The 24,775-nt window shown below is 64.3% G+C and carries 30 protein-coding genes; 11 read left to right on the top strand and 19 right to left on the bottom strand.

What is annotated here, in order from left to right:
- Positions 1 to 38: 38 nt before the first annotated feature.
- Positions 39 to 800, bottom strand: a complete 762-nt coding sequence (locus JNM03_RS00385; RefSeq protein ID WP_294033529.1) for an SDR family oxidoreductase — start codon at positions 798 to 800, stop codon at positions 39 to 41.
- Complete coding sequence (locus tag JNM03_RS00380; RefSeq protein ID WP_294033528.1) at positions 797 to 1,168, bottom strand: dihydroneopterin aldolase; 372 nt, start codon at positions 1,166 to 1,168, stop codon at positions 797 to 799. The genes JNM03_RS00385 and JNM03_RS00380 overlap by 4 nt, the downstream gene beginning before the upstream one ends.
- 97 nt (positions 1,169 to 1,265) lie before the next feature.
- On the opposite strand from JNM03_RS00380, the gene JNM03_RS00375 reads away from it, so the two are divergent.
- From JNM03_RS00375 to JNM03_RS00360, 4 genes are all read left to right on the top strand, one after another.
- Complete coding sequence (locus tag JNM03_RS00375; protein ID WP_294033527.1) at positions 1,266 to 1,751, top strand: GNAT family N-acetyltransferase; 486 nt, start codon at positions 1,266 to 1,268, stop codon at positions 1,749 to 1,751.
- Positions 1,752 to 1,829: 78 nt separating this feature from the next.
- Positions 1,830 to 2,435: a DUF1285 domain-containing protein gene (locus JNM03_RS00370; protein WP_294033525.1), complete on the top strand. Its 606-nt coding sequence runs from the start codon at positions 1,830 to 1,832 to the stop codon at positions 2,433 to 2,435.
- Entirely contained in the window at positions 2,435 to 3,022 is a 588-nt protein-coding gene (locus tag JNM03_RS00365; protein ID WP_294033523.1) for a CoA pyrophosphatase, read from the top strand. The genes JNM03_RS00370 and JNM03_RS00365 overlap by 1 nt, the downstream gene beginning before the upstream one ends.
- Positions 3,019 to 4,227: a CCA tRNA nucleotidyltransferase gene (locus JNM03_RS00360; protein WP_294033521.1), complete on the top strand. Its 1,209-nt coding sequence runs from the start codon at positions 3,019 to 3,021 to the stop codon at positions 4,225 to 4,227. The genes JNM03_RS00365 and JNM03_RS00360 overlap by 4 nt, the downstream gene beginning before the upstream one ends.
- Here JNM03_RS00360 and JNM03_RS00355 read toward each other — a convergent pair.
- Together JNM03_RS00355 and parC are read right to left on the bottom strand one after the other, a co-directional pair.
- Entirely contained in the window at positions 4,200 to 5,879 is a 1,680-nt protein-coding gene (locus tag JNM03_RS00355; protein ID WP_294033519.1) for an EAL domain-containing protein, read from the bottom strand. The two genes, JNM03_RS00360 and JNM03_RS00355, sit on opposite strands and share 28 nt — an antisense overlap.
- An 88-nt stretch (positions 5,880 to 5,967) precedes the next feature.
- Entirely contained in the window at positions 5,968 to 8,265 is a 2,298-nt protein-coding gene (parC, locus tag JNM03_RS00350) for a DNA topoisomerase IV subunit A (protein WP_294033517.1), read from the bottom strand.
- Between the two features lie 113 nt (positions 8,266 to 8,378).
- Here parC and JNM03_RS00345 point away from each other — a divergent pair, with 113 nt between their 5' ends.
- Positions 8,379 to 9,719, top strand: a complete 1,341-nt coding sequence (locus tag JNM03_RS00345; RefSeq protein ID WP_294033515.1) for an acyltransferase — start codon at positions 8,379 to 8,381, stop codon at positions 9,717 to 9,719.
- Between the two features lie 30 nt (positions 9,720 to 9,749).
- On the opposite strand, the gene JNM03_RS00340 is transcribed toward JNM03_RS00345, so the two are convergent.
- The gene (locus JNM03_RS00340; RefSeq protein WP_294033513.1) at positions 9,750 to 11,159 is read right to left on the bottom strand and encodes a M20/M25/M40 family metallo-hydrolase; all 1,410 of its coding nucleotides are present in this window, start codon (positions 11,157 to 11,159) and stop codon (positions 9,750 to 9,752) included.
- A 109-nt stretch (positions 11,160 to 11,268) separates the two neighbouring features.
- On the opposite strand from JNM03_RS00340, the gene JNM03_RS00335 reads away from it, so the two are divergent.
- From JNM03_RS00335 to JNM03_RS00325, 3 genes are read left to right on the top strand one after another with little or no spacing between them, the layout of a single operon-like run.
- A complete protein-coding gene (locus JNM03_RS00335; protein WP_294033511.1) occupies positions 11,269 to 11,898 on the top strand; it encodes a lysophospholipid acyltransferase family protein in 630 nt (209 codons plus the stop codon).
- Positions 11,895 to 12,755 carry a DUF1295 domain-containing protein gene (locus tag JNM03_RS00330; protein WP_294033509.1) on the top strand — a complete coding sequence of 287 codons (861 nt, stop codon included), beginning with the start codon at positions 11,895 to 11,897 and terminating at the stop codon, positions 12,753 to 12,755. Before JNM03_RS00335 ends, JNM03_RS00330 begins: the two co-directional genes overlap by 4 nt.
- Positions 12,731 to 13,135 carry a ribose-phosphate pyrophosphokinase gene (locus JNM03_RS00325; protein ID WP_294033507.1) on the top strand — a complete coding sequence of 135 codons (405 nt, stop codon included), beginning with the start codon at positions 12,731 to 12,733 and terminating at the stop codon, positions 13,133 to 13,135. The genes JNM03_RS00330 and JNM03_RS00325 overlap by 25 nt, the downstream gene beginning before the upstream one ends.
- 9 nt (positions 13,136 to 13,144) lie before the next feature.
- Here the strand turns inward: JNM03_RS00325 and JNM03_RS00320 are convergent, their stop codons facing one another.
- From JNM03_RS00320 to JNM03_RS00310, 3 genes are all read right to left on the bottom strand, one after another.
- A complete protein-coding gene (locus JNM03_RS00320) occupies positions 13,145 to 13,924 on the bottom strand; it encodes a hypothetical protein (RefSeq protein ID WP_294033505.1) in 780 nt (259 codons plus the stop codon).
- Positions 13,866 to 14,372 carry a DUF488 family protein gene (locus tag JNM03_RS00315; protein WP_294033503.1) on the bottom strand — a complete coding sequence of 169 codons (507 nt, stop codon included), beginning with the start codon at positions 14,370 to 14,372 and terminating at the stop codon, positions 13,866 to 13,868. Before JNM03_RS00315 ends, JNM03_RS00320 begins: the two co-directional genes overlap by 59 nt.
- A gap of 111 nt (positions 14,373 to 14,483) precedes the next feature.
- Positions 14,484 to 15,413, bottom strand: coding sequence for a 2-oxoglutarate and iron-dependent oxygenase domain-containing protein (locus JNM03_RS00310; RefSeq protein ID WP_294033778.1), 930 nt, complete (start codon positions 15,411 to 15,413; stop codon positions 14,484 to 14,486).
- Positions 15,414 to 15,545: 132 nt separating this feature from the next.
- On the opposite strand from JNM03_RS00310, the gene JNM03_RS00305 reads away from it, so the two are divergent.
- Entirely contained in the window at positions 15,546 to 15,971 is a 426-nt protein-coding gene (locus tag JNM03_RS00305) for an EVE domain-containing protein (RefSeq protein WP_294033501.1), read from the top strand.
- 33 nt (positions 15,972 to 16,004) lie between these two features.
- Here JNM03_RS00305 and JNM03_RS00300 read toward each other — a convergent pair whose 3' ends face one another.
- From JNM03_RS00300 to JNM03_RS00270, 7 genes are all read right to left on the bottom strand, one after another.
- Positions 16,005 to 16,325, bottom strand: coding sequence for a PilZ domain-containing protein (locus JNM03_RS00300; RefSeq protein WP_294033499.1), 321 nt, complete (start codon positions 16,323 to 16,325; stop codon positions 16,005 to 16,007).
- A 90-nt stretch (positions 16,326 to 16,415) separates the two neighbouring features.
- Entirely contained in the window at positions 16,416 to 17,006 is a 591-nt protein-coding gene (locus JNM03_RS00295) for an SOS response-associated peptidase family protein (RefSeq protein WP_294033497.1), read from the bottom strand.
- 16 nt (positions 17,007 to 17,022) lie between these two features.
- Positions 17,023 to 17,421: an alternative ribosome rescue aminoacyl-tRNA hydrolase ArfB gene (gene arfB / locus JNM03_RS00290; RefSeq protein ID WP_294033496.1), complete on the bottom strand. Its 399-nt coding sequence runs from the start codon at positions 17,419 to 17,421 to the stop codon at positions 17,023 to 17,025.
- Complete coding sequence (locus JNM03_RS00285; protein WP_294033494.1) at positions 17,414 to 18,097, bottom strand: RluA family pseudouridine synthase; 684 nt, start codon at positions 18,095 to 18,097, stop codon at positions 17,414 to 17,416. Before JNM03_RS00285 ends, arfB begins: the two co-directional genes overlap by 8 nt.
- A 7-nt stretch (positions 18,098 to 18,104) precedes the next feature.
- Positions 18,105 to 18,935 (bottom strand): class III extradiol ring-cleavage dioxygenase, encoded by an 831-nt coding sequence (locus JNM03_RS00280; RefSeq protein ID WP_294033492.1) that lies wholly within the window; start codon positions 18,933 to 18,935, stop codon positions 18,105 to 18,107.
- Complete coding sequence (wrbA, locus tag JNM03_RS00275) at positions 18,935 to 19,537, bottom strand: NAD(P)H:quinone oxidoreductase (RefSeq protein WP_294033490.1); 603 nt, start codon at positions 19,535 to 19,537, stop codon at positions 18,935 to 18,937. The genes JNM03_RS00280 and wrbA overlap by 1 nt, the downstream gene beginning before the upstream one ends.
- Before the next feature lie 84 nt (positions 19,538 to 19,621).
- The gene (locus JNM03_RS00270; RefSeq protein WP_294033488.1) at positions 19,622 to 20,317 is read right to left on the bottom strand and encodes a pirin family protein; all 696 of its coding nucleotides are present in this window, start codon (positions 20,315 to 20,317) and stop codon (positions 19,622 to 19,624) included.
- A gap of 139 nt (positions 20,318 to 20,456) precedes the next feature.
- Between JNM03_RS00270 and JNM03_RS00265 the strand changes: the two genes are divergently transcribed.
- Entirely contained in the window at positions 20,457 to 21,383 is a 927-nt protein-coding gene (locus JNM03_RS00265) for a LysR family transcriptional regulator (RefSeq protein WP_294033486.1), read from the top strand.
- Between the two features lie 217 nt (positions 21,384 to 21,600).
- Positions 21,601 to 22,308, top strand: coding sequence for a response regulator transcription factor CtrA (gene ctrA, locus JNM03_RS00260; protein WP_237836541.1), 708 nt, complete (start codon positions 21,601 to 21,603; stop codon positions 22,306 to 22,308).
- A 71-nt stretch (positions 22,309 to 22,379) separates the two neighbouring features.
- Here the strand turns inward: ctrA and JNM03_RS00255 are convergent, their stop codons facing one another.
- The 4 genes from JNM03_RS00255 to JNM03_RS00240 form a co-directional block, all read right to left on the bottom strand.
- Positions 22,380 to 22,751, bottom strand: a complete 372-nt coding sequence (locus tag JNM03_RS00255) for a hypothetical protein (RefSeq protein ID WP_294033482.1) — start codon at positions 22,749 to 22,751, stop codon at positions 22,380 to 22,382.
- Positions 22,732 to 23,721: an acyl-CoA desaturase gene (locus JNM03_RS00250; RefSeq protein WP_294033481.1), complete on the bottom strand. Its 990-nt coding sequence runs from the start codon at positions 23,719 to 23,721 to the stop codon at positions 22,732 to 22,734. Before JNM03_RS00250 ends, JNM03_RS00255 begins: the two co-directional genes overlap by 20 nt.
- Complete coding sequence (locus JNM03_RS00245; protein WP_294033479.1) at positions 23,718 to 24,275, bottom strand: hypothetical protein; 558 nt, start codon at positions 24,273 to 24,275, stop codon at positions 23,718 to 23,720. The genes JNM03_RS00250 and JNM03_RS00245 overlap by 4 nt, the downstream gene beginning before the upstream one ends.
- A 65-nt stretch (positions 24,276 to 24,340) precedes the next feature.
- Positions 24,341 to 24,772, bottom strand: a complete 432-nt coding sequence (locus JNM03_RS00240; protein WP_294033477.1) for a PilZ domain-containing protein — start codon at positions 24,770 to 24,772, stop codon at positions 24,341 to 24,343.
- Between the last annotated feature and the right edge of the window lie 3 nt (positions 24,773 to 24,775).

Here is a 24,775-nt window from a genome sequence, read left to right as displayed (position 1 = left end):
TCTCCGCCGGGAAGGGTCGGTATCGGGCTTTCGACCAGCTAGTCCCGGTCGAGCGCGACGAAATCGCGACCCAGCGGCGCCAGATGGGCGCCGCCATCGACGAAGATCGTTTGCCCCGTCACGGCCTCGGCGCGAGCGAGCCAGGCGACCGCGTCGGCTATCTGTGCCGGCGTCGGCAGCGCGCCGAGCGGCATGCGTTTCGCCAGCCGGTCGACCTGCGCCGCCGAATAATCGTCGGTCGCCATCGTCAGGCCCGGCGCCACGGCATTGACGCGCGCGCGACCGCCGAAAGCGACGGCCAGCGTCGCCGTCGCTTGCCACAGCGCCGACTTCGACAGGCTATAGGCGATCTGGTCGGGAACCGGATGAACGACGCGCTGATCGACGATGTTGACGATCGCGGGTCGTCGGCCCTCGCTTGCCGCAACAAGTGCTTTGGCGAGCATCACCGGCGCGTGGTGATTGACCTGCATCATCGTCGCGAGCGCGGCGGCCGACAGGTCCGGCCATTCGCCCTCGGCGAACAGCGCCGCGTTGTTCACCAGAAGATCCGGGACGCGGCCGAATTTTTCCGCGACCGCGGGAATCAGCGCTTCGACGGCGGCCGGGTCGGCAAGGTCGGCGGCGAAGCGGTGCGCCCGAACGCCCGTCTCCGCAATCGCTTCTGCCAGCACCGGATCGGCTTCCGCGGCGCTTCGCTTGTGCAGCGCCAGCGCATAGCCCTCGCGCGCGAGCCGCGCCGAAATCGCGGCGCCGACGCGGTGCAGCCCGCCCGTGACGAGAGCGAGCTTCTGCGTCACTTCCTCACCCGCCGCATGGTGATCCCGATCTCCTCGCCCTCCTCGGCGATCGCAAGCTTGACGATCTTCACCTCGACCTCCTCGACCTTCTCGTCCTGAAGGAAGAGCGTGTCGATGATATGGTCGGCGACGCTTTCGATCAGCACGAAATGAACGTCCTTGGGGATGCCTTCGGTCGCCGCGAATTTGAGGTGCATATAGTTTTTCGAGCGGCTGAGCGGGGTGGTCGGATCATAATGATCAGCCATCGTCAGCTTGGCGCGTACCGAGATGCGCAGCGGCTGCGGCAGGTGCGTTTCTTCGGAATAGATGCCGGTCAATATGTCGACGGTCAGGCCATCGACTTCGAGCCACAATGTGTCGGTCACGCGAAAATCCTGTCCGTCGGGGCTTTGCAAGCAAGGCCCCGGTCCCTAAAGCGCCGCCGCATTAGCGAAAGGGTGCGCGTTGGTCGAGTTACTTCCATTGTCCGATATCGAACCACAGGCGGTCGAGGCTCTGCTCGACGCGGCGTTCGGGACGGATCGCTTTGGACGAACCGCCTATCGCATCCGCGACGGGATGGAAGTCGTCGCGGCGCTGAGTTTTGCGCTGGTCGACGGCGGCATCCTGACCGGGACGATCCAATGCTGGCCGGTCGCTCATCGGAATGAGGACGGCGTGGCGACGCCGCTCGTCATGGTCGGGCCCGTCGCCGTGCGGCCGGACGTCCAGCGCGGCGGGCATGGCCGCGTCCTGATGCAGCGGATGCTCGATGCGGCCGAAACCGCTGCCGACAGCTCGCTGATGATGATCGGCGATCCCGAATATTATGGCCGCTTCTTCGATTTCACCGCCGACGCGACGGGCGAATGGGATCTGCCCGGTCCCTATGAGAAGCGCCGCCTGCTTGCGCGGGCGGTGAACGGGCACGCGCTGCCGCGCGGTGCGGGGATGATCGGACCGCGCTGATATCGGTCGCTCCCTTCCTCCCGGAGCGGAGGCGACGTCTTTGCTTGCGCCCACCGCTTACGATCCTATGTCGGGGGGATGGTCACGCCGGCGCCTTCGCTTCCCAAAGACTTCGCGCGGCTTTCGCTGGCCGAGGCCGCGGAGCTTCTTGCGGCGCGCAAGCTGCCGCCGGTCGATAGCTGGCATCCTGAGCGCGAAGGCGACAGCGCGATGGAGATTCGCGCCGACGGAAGCTGGTATCATGAAGGCGGCCGCATAAACCGCCCCGCGATGGTAAAGCTATTCTCGACGATCCTGCGGCGCGAGGCGGATGGCCGCCATGTTCTGGTCACCCCGGCCGAGAAGCTGACGATCGCCGTCGAGGACACTCCCTTTCGCGCGGTCGAGATGAAGAGCGAGGGCGTGGGGCAGGCGCGTCGGCTCGTCTTTCGTCTCGACACCGACGATCTGGTGATGGCAGGCGCCGACCATCCGTTGCGCTTTGGCAGGGATATCGACAACCCCGACCCGCGCCTTCACGTTCGCGGCGCGATCGGCAACGGTCTCGAGGCGCGGATCGACCGCGCGCTCTATTACGAGATCGCCGAGATGGCGCTGGCGGAGTCCGCCTCGGCAGGCGCGGCGGACGGCGAGGCCCCCGCCATCTGGTCGAACGGCATACGCTTCCCGCTGGTGGGTGGCTGATGCTGTCGGAGAAGTTGCGCGCGGCGCTCGACAATTTGCTCCCCGACGCCGGATCGGACGAATCCTATCTTCTGCATGGTGAGCCGCTCCGCGACGCCGCCGTGCTGATCGCCCTTACCGATCGTCCCGAACCCGGGGTAATCCTGACGCAGCGTCCGCAATGGCTGCGCAGCCACGCCGGACAGGTTGCCTTTCCCGGCGGCAAGATCGACCCGGGGGACCGCGACGCGATCGATGCGGCGCTTCGCGAGGCCGAGGAAGAGATCGGGCTGCATCGCCGCGACGTCACCGTGGCCGGCACGACAACACCCTATCGATCGGGCAGCGGCTATCACATCACCCCGGTGCTTGCCGTGATCCCGCCCGACCTTCCGCTCGATCCGAATCCGGACGAAGTCGAGGCGTGGTTCGAAGTGCCGCTCGACACCTTGTTCGATCCCCTGAATTATGAGCGACATCACGCGCATTGGCAGGGGCAGGACCGCCGCTATTATGACATGACGTGGCGGGGACGGCGGATATGGGGCGTGACGGCGGACATCATCATCAACCTGGCGCGGCGACTTCCCGCGGGCTGGCACCGGTGATCACGCTTCCCGGCACCGGATGGCGAACGGCGGCCGGCCTGCGCCGCATCGTCGCGTCGCTGCGCGCCGACGGGGGCGACGTCAGGGTCGTCGGAGGAGCGGTGCGCGATACGCTGCTCGGCCTGCCGGTCACCGACATCGACCTTGCGACGCCGCTGCTGCCGCAGGAAGTGACGCAGCGGCTCGAGGCCGCCGATATCAAGGTCATCCCCACGGGTATCGCGCACGGAACGGTGACCGCGATCGCGAGCGGCGAGCACTACGAAATCACGACGCTTCGCCGGGACGTCGAGACCGACGGCCGCCGCGCAACGATCGCTTTTGCCGGGGACTGGCGCGAGGATGCGGCCCGCCGCGACTTCACGATCAATGCGCTGTATTGCGACCCCGACAGCGGCCGGGTCGACGACTGGTTCGGCGGCATCGCCGATCTGGAGGCGGGTTGCATACGTTTCATCGGCGATGCCGTGACCCGCATCGCAGAGGATCATCTGCGCATCCTGCGCTTCTATCGCTTCGCGGCGCGCTTTGGCCGGGGCGATCTGGAACCCGTCAGCCATGCCGCAGTCATTGCCGCGCGCCAGTCGCTGAAAAGCCTGTCGCGGGAGCGCGTGGCCGATGAATTGCTCAAGATCCTGTCGCTCGCCGATCCGCGGCCGATCGTTGCGCAGATGGCAAGTGATGGAATCTTCGAGGTAATCCTGCCCGAACTGGCGCCCGATTTCGCCGCCGCCCTCGACCGGCTGCTTGCCAATGAAGCGGCTTCGGGGGTCGCGCCGGCGCCGCTGCGTCGGCTTTCGGCGCTTTTGCCGGCCGATGCCGCCATGGCCGATCAGGTCGCGAGCCGGCTGCGCTTTTCGACCCGACAGCGCAAGCATCTGGCGGCGCTGGCCGCCCATCGCGGCACGACCGAGATGCCGGTGCGGCAATTCGCCTATGCCGTCGGGCTGGAAACCGCGCGCGATGTCCGCCTGCTCGTCGGCGACACGGCGTCGGCCAGCACGGCGATTCGGACGTTGGAAAACTGGGCGGTTCCCGTCCTTCCCGTCAAGGGGCGCGACGTGATCATGCACGGAGTCAGCGCCGGACCCGATGTCGCGCGCATTCTGAAATCGGTAGAGAAGGCCTGGGTCGAGGAGGATTTCCCCGACAGGCCGCGTGCGCTGGAACTCGTCGATCAGATGATCGGGCGGAGCAGCGACTGACGCCAGTACGCAAGCGCGGCGGCGCTATCCATCGGCCGGGCGAACAGGAAACCCTGCCCGAAATCGCAGCCGAGCGCCGACAGCAACCGAGCCTGGTCGGCGGTCTCGACCCCCTCTGCCGTCGTCCGCATTCCCAGTACCTCGGCCAGGCTCTGGATCGTCCGAACGATCGCCGCCTTGTCGCGGTCCTCGACCATATGGTCGACGAAGCTGCGGTCGATCTTGAGCACATCGAGCGGCAGCCGCTGCAGATAGGCAAGATTGGAATAGCCGGTTCCGAAATCGTCCATCGCGACCCGCGCGTTCAACGCCTTGAGTTCGCTCAGCACCGAAAGCGCCAGGTCGGGGTCGCCGATGATCGCGCTTTCGGTCAGCTCGATCATCAGGCGTTCACCGCCGACGTCACTGGCCGCGAGGGCGTCGCGGACGACCGCGGCGACATCGTCGCGGACAAGCTGGATCGCGGAGACGTTGACCGAGATATAGCAATCGACCGATTGTCCCGCATTCTTGCGGTCCCAATCGGCCAGCGTCTCCGCGGCTTTGGTGATCGCCCACTGGCCGAGCGGAACGATCAGCCCCGAATCCTCGGCGACGGGGATGAATTCGGTCGGCGAGACCGAATGTCCCGCCCCGGTGTTCCAGCGGGCAAGCGCCTCGAAACCGGCAACGGTGCCGGTGGCGAGTTCGATCAGCGGCTGAAAGTCGAGGTGCAGGCCGTCATGTTCGATCGCGTTGCGCAGTTCGGTTTCGAGGCCGAAACGGTTGTCCGAAAGCAGCGCCGCTTCGGGTTCGTAGATTTCGATCCGATCGGTGCGTTTGGCCCGCTTCAGGGCGATCTGCGCATGGCGGATCTGATCGGCGATATCGGTGTCAGTCGTGGGCTGGATCGCACAGCCCAGCGCGCAATCGACGCTGACCTTCAACTCGCCGATCCGGAATGGATGGTCGAAGCAGCCGCGGATGCGCCGCGCCATTTCGCGGACGTCGGCCTTGCCGCCTGCGACACGCGACGAGATCGCGAATTCGTCGCCGCCGGTGCGTGCGAGAATGTCGCCGCTGCGCAGGCTTGATTTGAGGCGGCGCGCGACGGTGATGATCAACTCGTCGCCTGCCATCGGGCCGATATGCTGGTTGATCCGCGAAAAGCGCGCCAGGTCGAGCAGCAGGATCGCATGGTCGCCCGCACCCTCCGTGTCGCTCCGCTTTTCGACCAGCTCTTCGAAGCCGGCGCGGTTGGGGAGACCGGTCAGGCTGTCGGACACAAGTTCGCGGCGCAGGTTGCGCTCGGTCATCATTTCCTGTGTGCGATCGATCAGGGTGAGGAGAAACAGCGACGTGTCGCCGCTTTCTTCGGACAGCGGGCCGATCGACCCGCGCAGGTCGCGGGCCGCGACCCCGATGCCCAGCCGGCACGAAAATTCCTGGATGCCCCCGTCATTCTGGGTGGCGCGTTCGATCGCGCGGCGAAGTTCGAACGGTGCATCGACGCCGGCAGGCGAAAGGCCCAGGCGGTCGAATGCGGCGTTGCTGGCATGGAGGCTGAAATTGCCACGCGAAAGGGGTCGGATCAGCGCCGCCGGAACCGGAAGCGCGTCGATCCAGCCGACAAACAGAGATGGCCGGTCTTCGCCGGTTCGATCGATAGGCATAATAGAGGGTTTTGTGCGACCTTTCCCCATTGCCCCTGACCTAGAGGCGGGGGGTAAATAAGCTATTTACGGCAACATCCGAATGCGATCAGTTGAAGCGATTGTTCCGGGGAAAGCCCGTCGGCGGCATCCGGCCCGATGCACCGCGCGCGACGCGCCACGGACCGACGTCGGTTTCGGTGCGCGTGCGGCCGGTGTCGCCACCCATCGCCCAGCTGAGCCCCTCGGCAAAAACAAAGCTGACCGCGTCGGACAGGCCGCCGTCGCGGTACCGTTGGAGCATCACGCCCTGTCCGCGTCCCATGACCGGCACCTCTGCGATCGGGAAGACGACCAGTTTTCGGTTCTCGCCGACCACCGCGATACTGTCGTCGTCGGCGGTAATCGGATGCACGACGCTTAGCTGCGCCTTGGGCTTGAGGTTGACGACATTGCGCCCCTTGCGCGTTTCGGCGATCACGTCGCCCATCTGGACGATAAAGCCATGGCCGCTGGTCGAGGCGAGCAACAGGCGACCTTCGGCGCTCGCCGGCAGCATGGCGACGATGCGGGCGTCGGGATCGATATCGACGACCAGCCGAAGCGGTTCGCCGAAGCCGCGCCCGCCGGGCAGTTTGTCGGCGCCAACCGTATAGAAACGCCCGTCGCTTGCGGCGATCAGCAATTTGTCCGTCGTTTGCGCGTGCGCGGCGAACAGCAGCTCGTCGCCTTCCTTGAACTTGAACTCGCCCCATTGGTCGGCAGCGACATGCCCGCGCTGTGCCCGGATCCAGCCGCGTTTCGACAGGATGACGGTGACCGGCTCCTTCTCGATCATCGCATCGAGCGGAATATCGCGCGCCGGAGCGGCCTCGGCAAGCGTCGTCCGGCGGGCGCCGAGCGCGGTCTCGGGACCATAGACGGCGCGCAGCGCGCCGAGGTCGCGCTTCAGCCGGGTCCGCTGGCGTGCCGGACTCTCGACCAGCTTGACCAGGTCTTCGCGTTCGGCGCTGAGGTCGGCCTGCTCGCGCTTGAGCTCCATCTCTTCCAGCTTGCGCAAGGATCGCAATCGCATGTTGAGGATCGCTTCCGCCTGCCGGTCGGTGAGGGAGAATTCGGCCATCATGACGGCCTTGGGTTCGTCCTCGGTCCGGATGATCTCGATGATCCGGTCCAGATTGAGGAAGGCGATGAGGTAGCCGGCAACGAGTTCGAGCCGGTCGTCGATCTTTGCGATGCGGTGTTTCGAACGGCGGATCAGCACGACGATCTGATGGTCCAGCCATTCGGTGAGCAACTGGTGCAGCCCCATCACCTTTGGCGTGCGCGTCGCGTCGAGGACGTTGAGGTTGAGCGCGAACCGATTCTCGAGCTCCGTCAGCCGATAGAGGCTTTCCTTCAGGATATCGGGATCGACGTTCCGGCTCTTGGGAACGATGACGATGCGCAAGTCTTCGGCGCTTTCGTCGCGGATATCCTCGAGGATCGGCAGTTTCTTGTCGGCGATCAGCTGCGCGATCTGTTCGATCAGCTTGCCCTTCGCGACTCCGTACGGAATTTCGCTGATGACGAGTTGCCAGGTGCCGCCCGCCTGCTTTTCGATCCCCGTCTCTTCCCAGCCGCCATCGGCATTCCGGCCCGTCGAAAAACGCGCCCGGACGCGAAAGCCGCCGCGCCCGGTTTCATAGGCGTGGGCGATCGTTTCGGGGCTATCGACGATGATGCCGCCGGTAGGAAAGTCCGGACCTTTGACACGTGCGAGAAGTTCGTGAAGTTCCGCCTTCGGATTTTCGATCAGCAACAGCGCGGCGTCGATCACTTCGGCGGCATTGTGCGGCGGAATGTTCGTCGCCATCCCGACCGCGATCCCGCTTGCGCCGTTGGCGAGCAAGTTCGGAAAGAGGCCGGGCATGATCTCGGGCTCTTCGTCTTCGCCGTTATAAGTCGGCTTGAAATCGACCGTGCCTTCGTCGAGCCCCTGCATCAGGTCGATCGCGACCCGCGTCAGCCGCGCTTCGGTGTAGCGATAGGCCGCGGCGTTATCGCCGTCGATATTGCCGAAATTGCCCTGTCCGTCGACCAGCGGATAGCGCAGCGAGAAATCCTGCGCGAGGCGGACCATCGCGTCATAGACCGCGGTGTCGCCGTGCGGATGGAATTTGCCGATCACGTCGCCGACAACGCGCGCCGATTTCTTGTACCCCTGCGACGGGTCGAGCCGCATCGCACGCATCGCCCAGAGCAGGCGGCGGTGCACGGGTTTCAGCCCGTCGCGCAGGTCCGGCAGCGAGCGTGCGGTAATCGTCGACAGGGCATAGACGAGGTAGCGTTCGGACAGCGCGCTGTCGAACGGGGCGTCGATCATGCCGGGAACGGAAGGGGGGGTGTCTTCGGTGGTACTCGCCATTGCTCCGCGCCGATAGCAAGGCTCGCGCGCCAAGGCAAAGGCTTGCGTTGCGGAGATGTCGCCCTAGGGTCCTGGCCCTAGCTTGGAAAGCCTGATTGGAGAGGGGCAATATCTTGACGGAAACGACCGGCGCGGTTCGCAAAACTCTCTGGTCGCGCGCGCGGGCGATAGCCGAGGCGGCGCCGCCGGAGCGCAATCGCTACGTCGATTTCCTTCGCGCGCTGTCAATTCTCGCGGTCGTCGTCGGTCACTGGCTGGTCGCCGCCCCCTATATGAAGGATGGCGCGGTCGAGGGCGGGCACCTGCTCGGCATCCTGCCATGGACGCAATGGCTGACCTGGGGGTTTCAGGTGATGCCCATCTTCTTCCTTGTCGGCGGCTTTTCGAACGGCATGTCGTGGGCGGCGACCTTGCGAAAGGGAGGGAGCTATGCGGGCTGGTACAGCGGACGGTTGCAGCGGCTGATCAACCCGGTTTTGCCTCTGTTCCTGATCTGGACCCTTGTCGCGATGTTTGGAACCATGATGGGGATCGAGCGCGGCATCGTCGCCATGGCGGCACAGCTCGCGTTGATTCCGGTGTGGTTCCTGTCGGTATATCTGATGGTCGCCGCGCTGGTGCCATGGACGTGGCGCGCGTGGAAACGGTGGGGATTCGGTTCGTTCTGGGCGTTCGTCGCGGGGGCGGTCGCCATCGACGTCGCGTCGCTGCGTTTCGATGTCCCTTATGTCAATTTCCTCAATTTCGCCTTCGTCTGGCTGGCGATCCACCAGCTTGGCTTTGCCTGGAGCGAGGGGCGGCTGGCGCCCGGGAAGGCGTTGTCATGGGGCGTTGGCGGACTGGCCGTGCTGGCTTTGCTCGTCGGGTTCGGTCCCTATCCGGTGGCGATGATCGGCGTTCCCGGTTCTGATCTGAGCAACTCGATGCCGCCGACGCTGGCGCTGCTGGCGCTCGGCGTGGCGCAGAGCGGTTTCGCCCTTGCGCTCGAACCGGCGGGGCGGCGGGTGCTGGGCAATCTCGCACGCTGGACGGCAGTGGTACTGGTCAACGGAATGATCATGACGATCTATCTCTGGCACCTTACCGCATTCGTGCTGGTGATGGTCGCGGCGTGGCTGTTCGGCGGAGTCGGGCTTGACGTCGCGCCCGGCGCGCCGGCCTGGTGGCTCGCGCGTCCGATCTGGTTCGCGCTGTACATCGCGGCGCTCGTGCCGCTTATCCTGTTGTTCGCGCGATATGAGCGCGCCGACGGCAAGACCGATATGGAAACGCCGCACTGGCGGCTTGTCGTGGGGTTGATTCTGATCAGTATCGGACTTGCCGCAACGGCGGCGATCAGCATCGCCAGCCCTGCCGGCGTGACCGGCGTGCGGCTGTGGCTTGTCGTACTACCGTTTATCGGCGCGGCGGTCGCGCAGTTCGGGCCGGTGCATCGACTGGCGCGCAGGGGCTAGGGCCCTGCCCCCGGGCCACCAGCTCTTGCGCTAGGGTTTGTCGGCGTAGGCCTTGACCAGGTCGAACATGAAGTCGCGCCCGACATAGACCGCCTTCACTTCGGCGCGCTCATTGAGCCCGTGGACGCCGTTGCCGTCGGGATCGCCCCAGATGCCGGGAATACCATAGGTCGGGATGCCCGCCGCGCCGAGGAAGGTTGCGTCGGTATAGCCGTTCGCCATCGACGGGATGACTTTCAGGCCCGGCCAATATTTGGCGACGAGCCTTTCCATCGGGCCGATGATCCGGGGGTCGAGCGGCGGCGCGGGTGGAGCGGGACGCTTTGGCGGGAGCTGGGTCACGGTGACGCCGGGGTCCCCGATCACCTTTGCCAGCTCGTCGCGAATGCTCTCGATGCTGTGGCCGGGGAAGATGCGGCAATTGACGTTCGCCCCGGCGCGCTGGGGCAGCGCGTTGGGTGCATGACCGCCATCGAGCAACGTGGCAACGCAGGTCGTGCGGAGGTTACCGTGGAGGAAGCGGTCGCCATTGACGATCGCCTCGGCCGCCTTGTCGCCATTGTCCTTTGCCAAAGCGACCATCGCCTTTCCGATATCGTCGTTGCGTGCCGCGCCGGCTTCGGCGAAGAAACGCCGCGTCGTGTCGGTCATTTCGACCGGAAATTCATGTTCGTCGATTTTCGTGAGCGCGCGGGCAAGCTGGTAGATTGCATTGTCGCGCACCGGCACCGAACTGTGTCCGCCGGGGTTGCGGGTTTCGAGGCGGAAATTCGCGAAAGTCTTTTCGCCTACCTGCACGGACTGGCCGATCACCGTGCCCTTGCCGTCACTGTCGCCGCCGCCGCCTTCGTTGAGCGCGAATTCGGCGTCGATCAGGTCACGCTTGTTCGCGGCGAGCCATTCGGCGCCGTTGAACGCGCCGTTGGTCTCTTCGCCGCAGGTAAGCGCGAGCTTGATCGTGCGTTTGGGCTTGTAGCCTTCCTTCTGGAAGCGGATCAGTGCATCGACCCAGACCGCCGCCTGCGCCTTGTCGTCGAGCGTGCCGCGACCATAGAAATAGCCGTTTTCCTCGACCATCCTGAACGGGTCGCGCTCCCAATCCTCGCGCTTAGCCTCGACGACGTCGATATGCGCGATCAGCAGGATCGGCTTCGCGGTTTTGGATGTTCCCGGATAAATGGCGACGAGCCCGCCTTCTTTCGGATGGTCGGGCGTCGCAAACAGCGTCAACCGGCCGTCGGGGAAACCTGCGGCTTTCATCCGCGCCGCCATACGTTCTGCCGCCAGCGTGCAACTTCCCGACGAAAGCGTCGTGTTGGTTTCGACCAGCTCCTTGTAAAGATCGCGAAAGGCGAGCTGGTCGGCGCGCGGCGCATCCTGCGCAGCTGCCGGGGTCGTAGCGAGCAGTGCCGAGCCCAGCAACGTGGTCCAGTTCTTCATGCGCGTCTCCCTTTCAACGTCGCGATCGGAGCAGAAACCGTTGCCGCCTGCAAGCTGCTTGCGCGCGGCGGCGCTTTCGCGCAATCGATGCGGTGGAAGGGGAGAATGCGTGACGGGTATCGAAGACGATCCGCCGGGGCCTATAGCGCGAGCGGTGAAGTGGCTGCTGCTGCTAATGTACCGGATGCGCGGCTGGAAAGCGGTGGGGGATGTGCCCGAACCGCGGCGCTTCATCCTGATTGCGGCGCCGCACACCAGCAATTGGGACTTCGTCAATTTCCTCGGGCTGACTGCCGACCTGAAGGTTCGCGCGCATTTCATGGGCAAGCTGTCGCTGTTCCGGTGGCCGATCGGTGGCTTCATGAAGCAGATGGGCGGCATCCCCGTCGATCGCCGCAATGCCAGCAATGTCGTGCAGCAGATGGTGGACGAGTTTGCGCGCCGCGCCGAGTTCATGCTGACCGTCGCACCCGAAGGGACGCGCGGCAAGGCGAAGAAATGGCGGACGGGCTTTTACCAGATCGCGATTGCGGCGAAGGTTCCGATGGTCGTCGGTTTCATGGATTATGGCCGAAAAACGGGCGGTCTTGGCCCGCTGATCTGGCCGACCGGCGATTTCCGAGCCGACATGATGAAGGTGCTGGAGACCTATAAAAGCTGCATTCCCAAATTCCCCGAGCGTGCGGTAAGCTCGATCGACGACATCGTCGGCACGGAAGATGAAGGAGCACGCGGATGAGCGAAGCGCTGACGCTGCTGGGCATCAATTTTGCCGGCCTGCTCGCGGTGATCCTGATCCTGTGGTGGATCGCCGTCGCGATGCGCGGCGTGTCGTTCATCGACGCTTTCTGGGCCTTTGGCATGGTCCTGCTCGCATGGGGGAGCGCATGGCAGGTCGGGGTCGAGGGCCCTCACGGCCGCTTGCTGCTGGGGCTGACGACCCTATGGGGATTGCGTCTCGCGATCCATCTGTTCATCCGCTGGCGATCGCACGGCGAAGATCCGCGCTACGCAAAGATCATTGCGCGGCAGATGGAGACGAAGAAATGGAGCTGGGCGAAGGTGGCGCTGCTCACCGTCTTCCTGACGCAGGCTCCGCTGCTGTTCATCACCAGCCTGCCGGCGCAGATCGGCATAGGGGCAAGCGCGGCGAATTGGGCCGGCGCGACCTCGCTGATCCGCATGGCGGGGGCGTTTCCGCCGCCCACTGTCGGCGTTATCGGCTGGATCGGGATGGTTGCGGGGTTGGTTGGGATCGGTTTCGAGACGATCGGTGATGCGCAGCTCGATCGTTTCCGCAAGGATCCGGCGAACAAGGGCAAGGTGCTCGACACGGGATTGTGGCGTTACACGCGGCATCCCAATTATTTCGGCGACGCGCTGACCTGGTGGGGCCTGTGGCTGATCGCCGCCGACATCGGGCCGTGGATCGCGCTCGCGAGCGTGATCGGGCCGCTCTTTCTGACCTTCACGCTGACGAAATGGTCGGGCAAGGCGCTGCTCGAAAAGGGGCTGCACAAGACGCGGCCCGATTATGCCGCCTATGTCCAGCGCACCTCGGGTTTCATTCCATGGCCGCCAAAGATCAGGGTTTAGGGAGCGAGGCGCGCCCGGCCGACGCATCGGCGCTTGGCGATGCGCCGCGTATCCGGGCCATCCTGACGGCAGCGGCGCGCGAAGGGCGTAGCGTCAGTTATTCCGAACTGCTCGGCGACCTGGGGTTTCGTTTCACGCGCCCGAAGATGCGCGCGGTGTGCAAGACGCTGGCGGAGGTCGATCGGCTATGCGCGCTGGATGGCCAGCCCGATCTTGCGGTGCTGCTGGTGCGCGAGAGCGACCGCCTGCCCGGGCAGGGCTGGTGGGTCGGCGGAACGGCGTTGTTGCTCGGCTATGATGGCCCGTGGGAAGGCGCGGCGGCCGCGCGCTTCATCCGCGAACAGCAGCAGGCGGTGTTCGATTTCTGGGCGGAGCGTTAAAGCGATTTGCTACAGTAGGAAGGAGGTCTGATTGCTTTGATCGAGCCGGATAAGGCCGACTAGCAACCATTGGTTCTGAGAACCAAACTCAGCATTCCTGCGGCTGTGGGTGCTAAATCCGAGAGCTAGCCCAGCTTTGAAATACTCTTCTTCATATTTTCTCTTCAGAATTTCAATGGCCTGTGTTCGGCCATAATCTCGCTCGAAGCGATTGTAGGCCGCTGAAGTTTCCCAATCGTCGCACTCATGAGACCGGGGTTTCCCGTCTTGGTCTTTCCAGTTGACGACAAAGCGCATCGCGCATGTTTTCATTGGTTCGGCTGTCTTGTCGAACATAGAAAGCTGATCAGCGAGAATTTGATGCTTTTGTTCCTCGGATCGAATTTCTTCGTCTGATTTTTCTATGGCCGTCAATTCCAGATCCAAGGGGCGGATCAAGCAGAGAGATTCTCGTCTCGAATCGGCGTCAGCAAATGACGCGCGGATCAACGGCTGAAGAAAATTAGAGCGTTCTGATGAACGAATCTTGTCCCCGACGACGAGGCTCTCAGGTATTACCTTTTGACTTTCAATTCGTGGATCACCATCAGATTTTACGAACCGGTACGTTATCCAACTCCAGCGTCCGAATTTCTGAGAATCCTGTAATATCCGAAACGGCACAGGATATTGACGGCGCCACTTGTTGTCTCGGCCTACGCCTGCACAACAGACAGTTTCAAAGTATTTGCTAGACCGATGAGGTTGCGCTTTTATCAGTATAAAGCACTCGTCCGGCTGTCCGTTCATTGGCAATCCCGCTCTGCACCCCTAAGTGTGTTGCCTTACAGGATAACATGCGTTCGATATGTTCAGAAACAATTTTTCGATGACACTGATTGTAGTCGCGCTCATAGCACATCAAGCAGATTTTTTTGTTAGCAGCTAAATCTTGTACCTCTGAAAGGGCATTTTTTGCACTAGCAGTTGACATAACTTCACGGAAAATCTCACGGAACAGGTCGTATCTTCCCTGCCTGGCAGCATCGCGCCCTTCCTTTGGGTCGCCGAGCTGTCGAAAATGGACATAGCCAATTCCTGCTTCTTTTAGCGCTTCCGAAAGGGCAGATTTAGAAAAACCGCGCATCCGTGACTGGGCTCGGTCACGGATGTCGATAAGGATTTCGATCTCGCTATGGACCAGTGTCGCGACGAAATCGGCTAGCGATGAGCGCTCGTAACCAATGGTAGCCAGCATTCTTGCGTCCTTCCGATCACGTATCAATGGGCGCCCATTACTAAGATTGTGTTATCCATCAAGTGTTGATCGCCACGTGGTGGCATCGCTGCGGCATCTATGTTGTCTGCCCTACTTCTTGAGCCCGATCTCGCGTAGCCGCTCCTGCAGATAGTCGTCGGCGGTGATCGGTGTCGGGTAGAGATTCGGGTGCGACGCATCGACGCAATTTTCCAGCGTTTCGATCGGATAGTCCGAACGGAAATGCAGGAAGAAGGGCATCGAATAGCGCGCGACGCTGGCGCGGCCTTCGTCGGGGTTGCGGACGCGGTGGGTGGTCGAGGGCAGGCGGTTGTTGGTCAGCCGCTGCAGCATGTCGCCGACGTTGACCGCCATCGCGCCCGGCGGGGGCGAGACCGGAAGCCAGCTTCCGTCCTTGTCGAGGATTTCGAGCCCGGCCTCTTCGGCACCGAGCAGCAGGGTGATCGTGTTGATATCCTCATGCGCTTCGGCCCGGATGCCCTTTGCGGGGGCGGCGACGGGCGGATAGTGGAGCAGACGCATCACGCTGTTGCCGTCCGCGACGGTGTCGTCGAAGAAATCGGGCGCAAGGCCGAGGTAGCGGGCGATGCCCGACAGCAGGCGGCCTCCGACGCGGTCGAATTCGGCGAAGAGCCGGTCGTAGACGGCGCGGAAGCCGGCGACTTCGGCGGGCCAGACATTGTTCGGCTGCTGCGCGGCAAGATGGTGGCCGGCGGGCAGGTCGCGGCCGACGTGCCAGAATTCCTTGAGGTCGACTTCCTTGGCGCCCTTCGCAATCTCGGTCCCGAAGGGGGTATAGCCGCGCGCGCCGCCGCCGCCCGTGATGTGATAGGCCCGCTTTGTTGCCTCGGGCAGCGCGAAGAAGGCCTTCGCTTTCGCCCAGGCGTCGTCGATCAGCGCGGGGTCGATGCCATGGTCGGTGATCATCGCAAAGCCGAAGCGTTCGAACGAAGCGCCGAAATCATGCGCGAATTGGTCGGCGGGAAGCGACATCGAAATAACGGGAACGGCAGCAGTCATGCGAATATTGTCCATATGTTCAGGGGCGGCGCCCGGCTGGCGCGGATGAGTCACGATTTAGGCGTTGCCGCGGAGCCTTTAAAGGGAAAAAGGCGGTTCCGTCGCGCAGCGCGCTCGGCTAAGCCTCGCGCCATGAGCAAGCAATATTGGCTGATGAAATCCGAACCCGACGCTTATGCGTGGGAGCAACTCGTCAAGGACGGCAGCGGTATCTGGGACGGCGTGCGCAATCATACCGCCAAGCTCAACATGATGGCGATGAAGGTCGGCGACGAGGCGCTGTTCTATCACAGCAATATCGGCAAGGAATGCGTGGGGATCATGCGGATCACCGAGGCGAGCTTTCCCGACCCGACCGCCGATGAGGGGTCGCCATGGGTCGTGGTGCGCGTTGCGCCGGTGCGGGTCCTGAAGCATCCCGTGACGCTGGCGGCGATCAAGGCCGATCCGGTGCTGTCCGACATGGATCTGATCCGTCAGTCGCGCCTGTCGGTCGGGCGCGTCACCCCCGACGAATGGAAGCATATCCTGAAGAAGTCGGAATCGCCGCAGGTTTGATCGGGCCACCGCCATGCGCGGGGGCAGCGAAGGTCAGCGTGTCAGGGCTTCCTGCCGCAGCTTGACCTGCAAGTGCGCGGCCACCGAGGGGTGGAGCGGATAGACGAACTCGCAGCCATAGTTGTTGCCTTCGGCGCGGCGGACGACGGCTTCGAGCGGTTGCAACCCGGGCAGGTTTACCCAGATATGCTTGCCGATGTCGGGCCGGAAAGACGTCACCATGCGGAAGCCGGTCGACGACAGGTCGAACAGATCGACATCGAACGGATTGAGTCCCGGCTCGCGGAAACGCGCGCGGGCCTGCACGGCGGCGCGTTCGGAGCGCCGTCCTTGCGTCGTGGGTTTCGTCCTCATCTGCACTGTTCGCAAATCCCGCCCCGTCCATCGATTCGCTGGATTTAGCGCGGTGCTGGTTATCGCAAAGTGAAGAAATATGGTGAAATTTCAGATCAGGGGTGGCGTGTCGCCGACGGTCATCAGATGTCCCGGATAGGCGGCCGCCAATCGGGAGGCGTCGCGCCATTCGGCGGTCAGCCAGTGCTCATGATCCTCCGGTTGCAGGATCACGGGCATCGCCGTCACCCCGTGGCGATCGAGGATATTGTTGGGGTCGGTGGTGAGTATCGCAAAGCCCGGCCAGTCTTCGTTCTGGCGTTGGATTCCGGCGAACGCGAAGATCGGGCGGCCGGTCACCGAGGCCCAGTGCTGGCGCTTCGTGCCGGCCGCTCCCGACCATAAGGCAAAGCTTGTCGCGGGGATCAGGCAGCGAAGCTCGGGATGGCGAAGTGTCCCGATCCAGAACGGACTGGCGAGGTTGCGCACCGTCGCGACGGGCTGCGTTCCCTGCGGCGGCGGGGGCACGCCCCACAGTTTCGGGCGCAGGTAGCGGCGCGGCCCGCCGCGGCTGTCGGGGGCGATGACGGGCGCTGGCCGGGCGGGAACGACATAGCCGCCCGTCCAGGGGTCGTCACCCGTGTCGACGCCGAAAGCGACGGAGATCTGCGCTGCGCTGGCGTCGAGCCGGTAGAGCTGCATGCCTGGGGTCCTGACCCTAGTCGAGGCGCACGCGGCCGCGGCCGGCCTTGACCGAACTGCGCGCTTTCTTGGTATCGACGCGCTTCGCTTTCGCGGCCTTGCTCGGTTTGGTCTTGATGCGCTTCTCGGGCCGGATGAGGGCGGCATCGACAAGCTCGTTCAGCCGCGCCCGCGCGTCGGCGCGATTGGCTTCCTGTGTGCGGAAGCTGCGCGCGAGGATGACGAGTTCGCCGGCGGCGGTCATCCTGCTGCCCGCCAGCGTCTTGAGCCGTCGATAGGCGTCGGGCGCGAGGCCCAGCGCGAAGACATCGACGCGGAGCTGGCACGCGGTTGCGACCTTGTTGACATTCTGGCCGCCCGGTCCCGATCCGGCGAGAAATTTCTCCGTGATCGCACTTTCGGGGATGTCAGCCACGGGTTGGCGACGCGCCTTCCGGAGCGGAAAAGCCGAGCGCGGCGAAGCGATCGGGGAAGGGCGCCTCGGCAATTATTGACGGCTTGACGTCACGTTTTACGACGAGCCGTTCAGCGTGAAGCATCGTGCGATCTTTCGCGCGCCCCGTGCCGTAAACGGGGTCGCCGACGATCGGAAAACCGAGGCCTTCGAGCGCGTGGACGCGCAACTGGTGCGTTCGGCCGGTTTCGGGGCGGAAGCGAAGGAGCGCGCGGCCATCGACGACCGCCAAGGTTTCCCAATGCGAGATCGATGGTTTGCCTTTCGGGTCGCCGACCATGCGCCAGCCCTGTTCGGCAGTCGAAACCTTCGAAAGCGGCAGATCGACCGTGCCGCTGGCGGTTCCCGGCACGCCATCGAGGATCGCGAGATATTGCTTTTCGACCTCGCGATCCTCGAAGGCGCGGGTGAAGCGTCCGTGCGCCTTGGGGTTGCGGGCGAGCAGCAGGCAACCCGATGTGTCGCGGTCGAGCCGGTGGACAGCCAGCGGCCAGCGCTTGAAACCGAACTTCAGCGAATCGAGATGATTCTCGAGGCTGAGGCTGCCGTCGCGCGGCGGATCGACGGGAAGGCCTTCGGGCTTGTCGAGGACGATGGCCTCGCCGTCGAGAAAAAGGATGCGGTCTGAAAGGAGCATCGCCGCGCTATAGGGCGGGGGCCTCTTCGCCGAAAGCGTAAACGTCCATCGCGAGCACGGCATAGGTGGTGCTGGCGTGAAGTCGCCGGGCGCGCAGGCTTTCGCCGTCCGCCCCCGCGCCCATTGCGACGAACAGGGGCAGGATATGATCGGGGGTCGGATGATTGTCGCGTCCATGAGGGGCGCGATCGACGGCGTGGAGCACATCGTCGATCGCGTTAACCTCCATGCGGTCCGCGATCCATGCGGTGAAATCGCTGACCCAGGCGGGGGCCGGCGCCGCGATGGGCGGGCAGGTCGTGAAGAAAGCGCGCAGATTGTGGGTGATGCTGCCCGATCCGATGATCAACACGCCTTCGTCGCGCAGCGGGGCGAGCGCTTGCCCAAGCGCGTAGTGCCATTCCGGCGATGCGTTGGACGCGATCGAAAGCTGGACAACCGGAAGGTCGGCATCGGGGTAGATGACCGAGAGCGGCACCCAAGCGCCATGGTCGAGGCCCCGGTCGGGGTCGATCGCCACCGTCAGGCCGTGGTCGGCGAGCCGATCGGCGATGCGGCGGGCGAGCGCCGGATCGCCCGGCGCGGGGTAGCGCATCGCGAACAGTTCGTCGGGAAAGCCGCCAAAGTCGTGGATCGTGGGCGGCGCGGCCGACGCGGTTACGGTCGCGCGGCCGCCTTCGAACGCCGCATCATGATGCGCGGACACGATCAGGATCGCGCGCGGACGCGGGAGTTGGGCGCCCAGCCCGGCAAGGAAATCCCGCGCCGGGCTGGGTTCTAGCGCCATCATCGGTGAGCCGTGCGAGAGGAACAGGCTCGGGAGGCGGCGCGCCGACATCAGGCGATCAGTTTCGCCGCGGTCCGGGCGACGCGCTCGCCCAGATAGCGAGCGCCGCCGAGATCGGCTTCGCTCGGCTGGCGCGAGCCGTTGCCGTCGGCAAGCGTCGTTGCGCCATAAGGCGCTCCGCCCTTGACCTCATCGACGCCCATCTGGCCGGCGTAGCCATAGTCGAGTCCGACAATCGTCATGCCGAAGTGCAGGAGATTGGTCAGGACCGAGAACAGGGTGGTTTCCTGTCCGCCGTGCTGCGAAGCGGTCGAGGCGAAGGCTGCGCCGACCTTGCCGTTCAGCTTGCCTTGCGCCCAGACGCCGCCGGCGGTGTCCCAGAAACTGGCCATCTGGCTGGACATTCGACCAAAGCGCGTCGGCGTGCCGACGACGATCGCGTCGTAGTTCGCGAGTTCGTTGGGATCGGCAAGCACGGGATGCGCGGTGTCGGTCTTGAACCCGGCAGCCTGGACGACCGCTGCAGGCGCGGTTTCGGCGACCCGGCGGATATCGACCTCCGCGCCCGCGGCGCGCGCGCCATCGGCAACGGCATCGGCCATCTGCTCGATATGACCATAGCTCGAATAATAGAGCACCAGAACCTTAGCCATCAACTTCATCCTTCCAGTCTTGGGTAAAAATGGGGGTGGGCCGCCGCCAAAGGGAGGGGACAGGCGGCGGCCCGGGGGGCTTCGTCAGAGGCTGTCGACCAGCACCAGTTCGGCGTCGTCGAGCGCTTCGACCTCGATCGTGCCGACATCGCGGAGCGCGATGCCGTCGCGGGGGTCGGCATCCTGTCCGTTGACGCGGATTCTGCCCTTGGCGGCGACGAGGTAGGCGTGGCGACCGCCCTCGAGGTCGTAGGAGACGCTCTCGCCGGCGTTGACCGTTGCCGCCGCCACACGGGCGTTGGCGCGGATCGGCAGGGCTTCATCGCCCTCGATACCGCTGGCCAGCGTGACGAACTGGCCAGAACGATCCGCCTTCGGGAACTGGCGGGCGCCCCAGCCGGGGTTGCCGCCATCGCGGTCGGGCATGATCCAGATCTGGAAGAGCGTGGTTTCCTCGCCCTCCAGATTGAATTCGCTGTGCGTCACGCCGGTTCCGGCGCTCATCACCTGCACATCGCCCGCTGCCGTGCGGCCGGTGTTGCCCATCGAATCGCGGTGCGTGATCGCGCCGGAGCGGACGTAGGTGATGATTTCCATGTCGCGATGCGGGTGCGGCGGGAAGCCCGACTGCGCCGCGATGGCGTCGTCGTTCCAGACGCGCAGCGCGCCCCAGCCCATTCGGCCTTCGTCGTAATAGTTGGCGAACGAAAAGTGATGACGGGCGTCGAGCCAGCCGTGGTTGGCGTGGCCCAGCGTGTCGAACTTGCGAATATCGATCATCGGGCTTGTCCTTTCATCTGGCGCCACCCTCTTTGGGCATCGGTGCCGGGCGGCGCGTCTGTTGAGGGCAAGATAGGCATTGGGATCGTTTCTGAAATAGCGTAGATGGAAAACCATTGTTTCCGTTTGGAGGGTATTTGTGGCGCTTCCCGATTATGAAGGCTGGGCCTGTTTCGTGGCCGTCGCCGACGGCGGCAGCTTTACCGCCGCTGCGGCCGCCCTCGGCCTGTCGAAGGCGAGTGTGTCGAAGGCGGTAACCCGGCTCGAGGCGTCGCTTGGCATCACCTTGCTCCATCGCAGCTCGCGCGTGGTAGCGGTATCGACCGCGGGGACCGGGCTGATCGACGAGGCGCGGGCAATGGTCGCGGCGGCGACCGCGGCGACCGAAGCCGCGCGCGGCGACCGGCTTGACCTTGCGGGGCCGATCCGTCTCGCGGCGCCGATGAGCTTTGGGATCAAGGTGCTCGGCCCGCCGCTCGCCGCTTTCCTCGACCAGCATCCGGCGGTCGAGATCGACGTCCTGCTGAGCGACGCGCGCAACGACCCGGTCGCCGAGGGGATCGACCTGACGCTCCGGATCTCGCCGCTGGCCGATTCCAGCCTGCTCGCGCGGACGATCGCGCCCGTCGCCGCGTCGATGCTTGCCAGCCCCGCCTATCTGGCGAAACATGGAACCCCGAGGCATCCGCTCGACCTCTCCGGCCATCGGCTGATCGGCTATGGGCACCGGCAGCGCGCAACCCCGCTCCACTTCCAGCGCGAGGGTGAAGAGGCCACGGTGCTGCCGACCGGACCGTTGTTCGCGAACAATGGCGACATCGTCGTTCCGCTGCTCGTCGCGGGGGGAGGGATCGCCTTGCTTCCCGACTTCATTGCCGCCGAGGAACTGAAGTCGGGGGCGCTCGTCCGCATCCTGACCGACTGGTCGCGGCCGCAGGCCTATCTGCACCTGCTGTCGCCGCCTTCGCGCCTGCGTCCCGCGCGCGTGCGCGCGCTGTCGGACCATCTGGTCGAAACGCTGAAGCCGTCCTGCACGCTTGCGCACGAGCAGTTCCTGGCGATGTGAAACGCCCAAGGCCTGTAAATCGGCTGTGACATATTGGCCGCGACTCGTGGATTCCCGCGGGTTAAATCAAAATTAACCTTTTCCCTTCATTGCTTTCATGGTTAATGTTCCGGCAGTCCTGCAACGGGGGACGTCGGTGGCAGCATGATGGCCAGCAGACGGGTTGCGGGATCATCGTGGGAAACAGTCCCGAAAGGGATGGAGTAAGGGGTGCCCAATGCGCGTACTGCTGATCGAGGACGAGCCGACGACCGCCAAGGCGATCGATACGATGCTCACGACCGAAGGCTTCAACGTCTATACCACCGACCTGGGTGAGGAAGGCTTGGACCTCGGCAAGCTGTATGATTACGATATCATTCTGCTCGACCTGAACCTGCCTGACATGCATGGCTATGACGTGCTGAAAAAGCTGCGCACCGCGAAGGTGCAGACGCCGGTGCTGATTCTGTCGGGCGTTTCCGAAATGGATTCGAAGGTGCGTTCGTTCGGCTTCGGTGCCGACGATTATGTCACCAAGCCTTTCCATCGCGACGAACTGGTCGCCCGCATCCATGCGGTCGTCCGCCGTTCGAAGGGCCACAGCCAAAGCGTCATCAAGACGGGCAAGCTGGCGGTCAATCTGGATACCAAGACGGTCGAAGTCGACAGCGTCCGCGTGCATCTGACCGGCAAGGAATATCAGATGCTCGAACTGCTTTCGCTCCGCAAGGGCACCACGCTGACCAAGGAAATGTTCCTCAACCACCTGTACGGCGGCATGGACGAGCCCGAGCTCAAGATCATCGACGTCTTCATCTGCAAGCTGCGCAAGAAGCTGGCGCTCGCCTGTGGCGGCGAAAACTATATCGAGACGGTCTGGGGCCGCGGTTATGTCCTGCGGGACATCGACGAAGAAGGCAATGAAGTGCGCCGGGTCGCCTGAGCCGCTGCACGCCAAGAGTTTTGACGGGGGATACCGGCGCGGAGCGATCCGCGCCGGTTTTCTTTTGGCGTTCAGGACGGCTGGCGTTTCGGATACAGGCTTTCGCTGCGCTTTCCCGCTTCATAGGCCCGCCGGGTGCGGCGGGGCATGGCGATGATCCCGGCAAGGATCAGCGGCGAGCAAAACAGGGTGGCGCGCCAGTCGGGATAGCGACCCGCCCCCCATTCCCAGGCGGCGAGTTGTATTTCGCCGGCAAGCGTGAGCGGGTAGCCGGTGATGAGATGGTGGCGGTCGTGGGCGTCGATTGCCGCCTTCCGCCATGCGAAATTGGGCAGACGGGGCCGCAGCGGCCCGAGGCGAAACGTCCAGTGCGACGCATCGGCGCGTTCGAGGCCATTCGCCTCGCGCAGAACGTCGAGCGGATCAGGCTCGGCGGTCATCATGCGCCCGGATATTCGCCTGACGATCGGATGCGACGCTGAGCGCTCTGGCGGTCAGCGGGGTGATGCCCGGCCTCGCCGGCAGATTGGCCGGCAGCTTGATGTTCGACGCCAGTCTCATCAGGGCCAGAAGCTGGATGAAACGGTAGCCGAGGTCGATCTGTCCCGGATAGAGGCCATGGCGCGCCGAACTCGGGAAGGCGTGATGGTTGCTGTGCCAGCTTTCGCCCATCGTCGGGATGGCCATGATCGGCACATTATATGCCTGGATGACCGCGCCATCGACGGCCCAGTCCTGCGAGCCGCGCGTATGAGCGAAATAGGAAATGAACCAGTGCATGGTCGTGCAGGCGGCAACGCGCACCGGCACGCCCCAGATGACCCAGGGCCAGCCCCCCGCCCAGTACAGGATCAGCGCGATCGGAACCTGGGGCAGCATCCAGTAGCGGTCGAGAAAGCGGTAAAAGCGATCGTCCGCGATACCGGGGCCGGAGTCGAAGCCCGGCGGCTGCGCGAGTTGAAGCCGGAAATTGAGATAATAGAACCCATCGATCAAGAGCGGCCTGGCATGGCGGAGGAACCAGTGGCAGTCGGGTTGGCGCTGGGCCCAGTCGCGACTGTCGTGCAAGCGGATCGTCCAGATCGGCCCGCCCATGCCGACCGCCGTACCAAGGAAGACCAGGATCCGTTCAAGCCACTTCGGACAATCAAAGCTGCGGTGGATCAGCCGCCGGTGAAAGCCGACCGAATGGCCGGCACACAGGGTCACGGCCGAGGTCAGGAGAAACACGGCAAGCGCACTCCAGCCGAAAGTCATGGGACCGAGCACCAGCGCGGTGACCAGCATGGCCATGTTCCAGATCGAGCGGTTTCCGTCCCATAATACGCGGCCTTCGACCGCATCGGCCCGATCGAGCCCCGACAGCGAATTTACCTTGAAGGCGCCGGCTGCGGCACCGCCCGCTTCGCTCATGACTTTCCCCTGCTGCGTCCGGTGGCGCCGAGAAGGCGCGCCGCGCGTCCGCCGATACCGACCATACGCCGCAGCGTGTGGTTCGAAAGACGTCGGGTTCCGGCGTCGATCGCCGCCAGGTCCTCGACCAGATCGAGCAGGCGCTTCGCCTGGCGCCCGACTGCCGGGTCATCCACGTCCGTTGGATGGCGCCAGGGACCGAGAACGGCCAGCGCCGACGGCAGTTCCCGCTGGCGCCGTTTCTCGAGCGTTTGCATCATCAGGATCCATGGGTCCGCCTGGGTCGTCCAGCCTTCGCGGCCCTCCGTCACCAGATCTTCACCGGCCAGCCAGACGAGCGCGCCTCTCGTCGCCTCCGGCGTCAACGACAACTCGCGGCTCAGGACATCGGCGAAGAGCGGTTTCGCGACGAGGTACAGGAGGCCGTGAACGCGACAGGCATCGGCGGGGAAGCCCCATCGTGTTCCGACCTCCGCCAGCCAGTCGACAATTGCCGCAGCCGACGCGCTCAGGATTGCGCTGTGCGGTCCGCTTTCGCCCTTTTGAACACCCATGTCGCGACGCTGAACCGCCAACTCGGAAATGGCAATGGCGACATGCGTTCGCTCTTGTTTCCTGCCTAACGTTTTCGCCCGAAATGGTCGGGGACGGTGGTCGCGCGCGTCAATCCCGGGCGCCATGTATCGACTTTCGGTGCGGGGACGATCTGGAAATCGGCGACACTATCGACGGTGCGCAGATCGTCGCCGTGCGATGCGCGGAGCCGCATGGTTTCGACCGGCTTGTCGGTTTCGACACCGAATCGCTTGTCGACCACCCAGCGTACGGTGCCGAGCATCGGTTCATGCCCGGGCAGGAAGACCGTCATGCGTTCGCCAATGTTCAGGATATGTGGGCACTGGCCGCCGATGCCAGTTTCAGACACGTTGCGGATCGTCACGTCAAACCGGCCAAGTCGTTGACAGCCGAGCGAAGCCTTGACCAGTCGCGACTGTCGCGGCTGGCGCTTTTCGTCCGGCAATGGTGAGGCTGCAGCCTCGGGATTCGGCATGGG

This window comes from Sphingopyxis sp. (assembly GCF_016793825.1).
GTDB lineage: Bacteria > Pseudomonadota > Alphaproteobacteria > Sphingomonadales > Sphingomonadaceae > Sphingopyxis.
The sequence above is the reverse complement of the archived record's forward strand: the minus strand, read 5'-3'. Positions and strand labels throughout refer to the sequence as shown.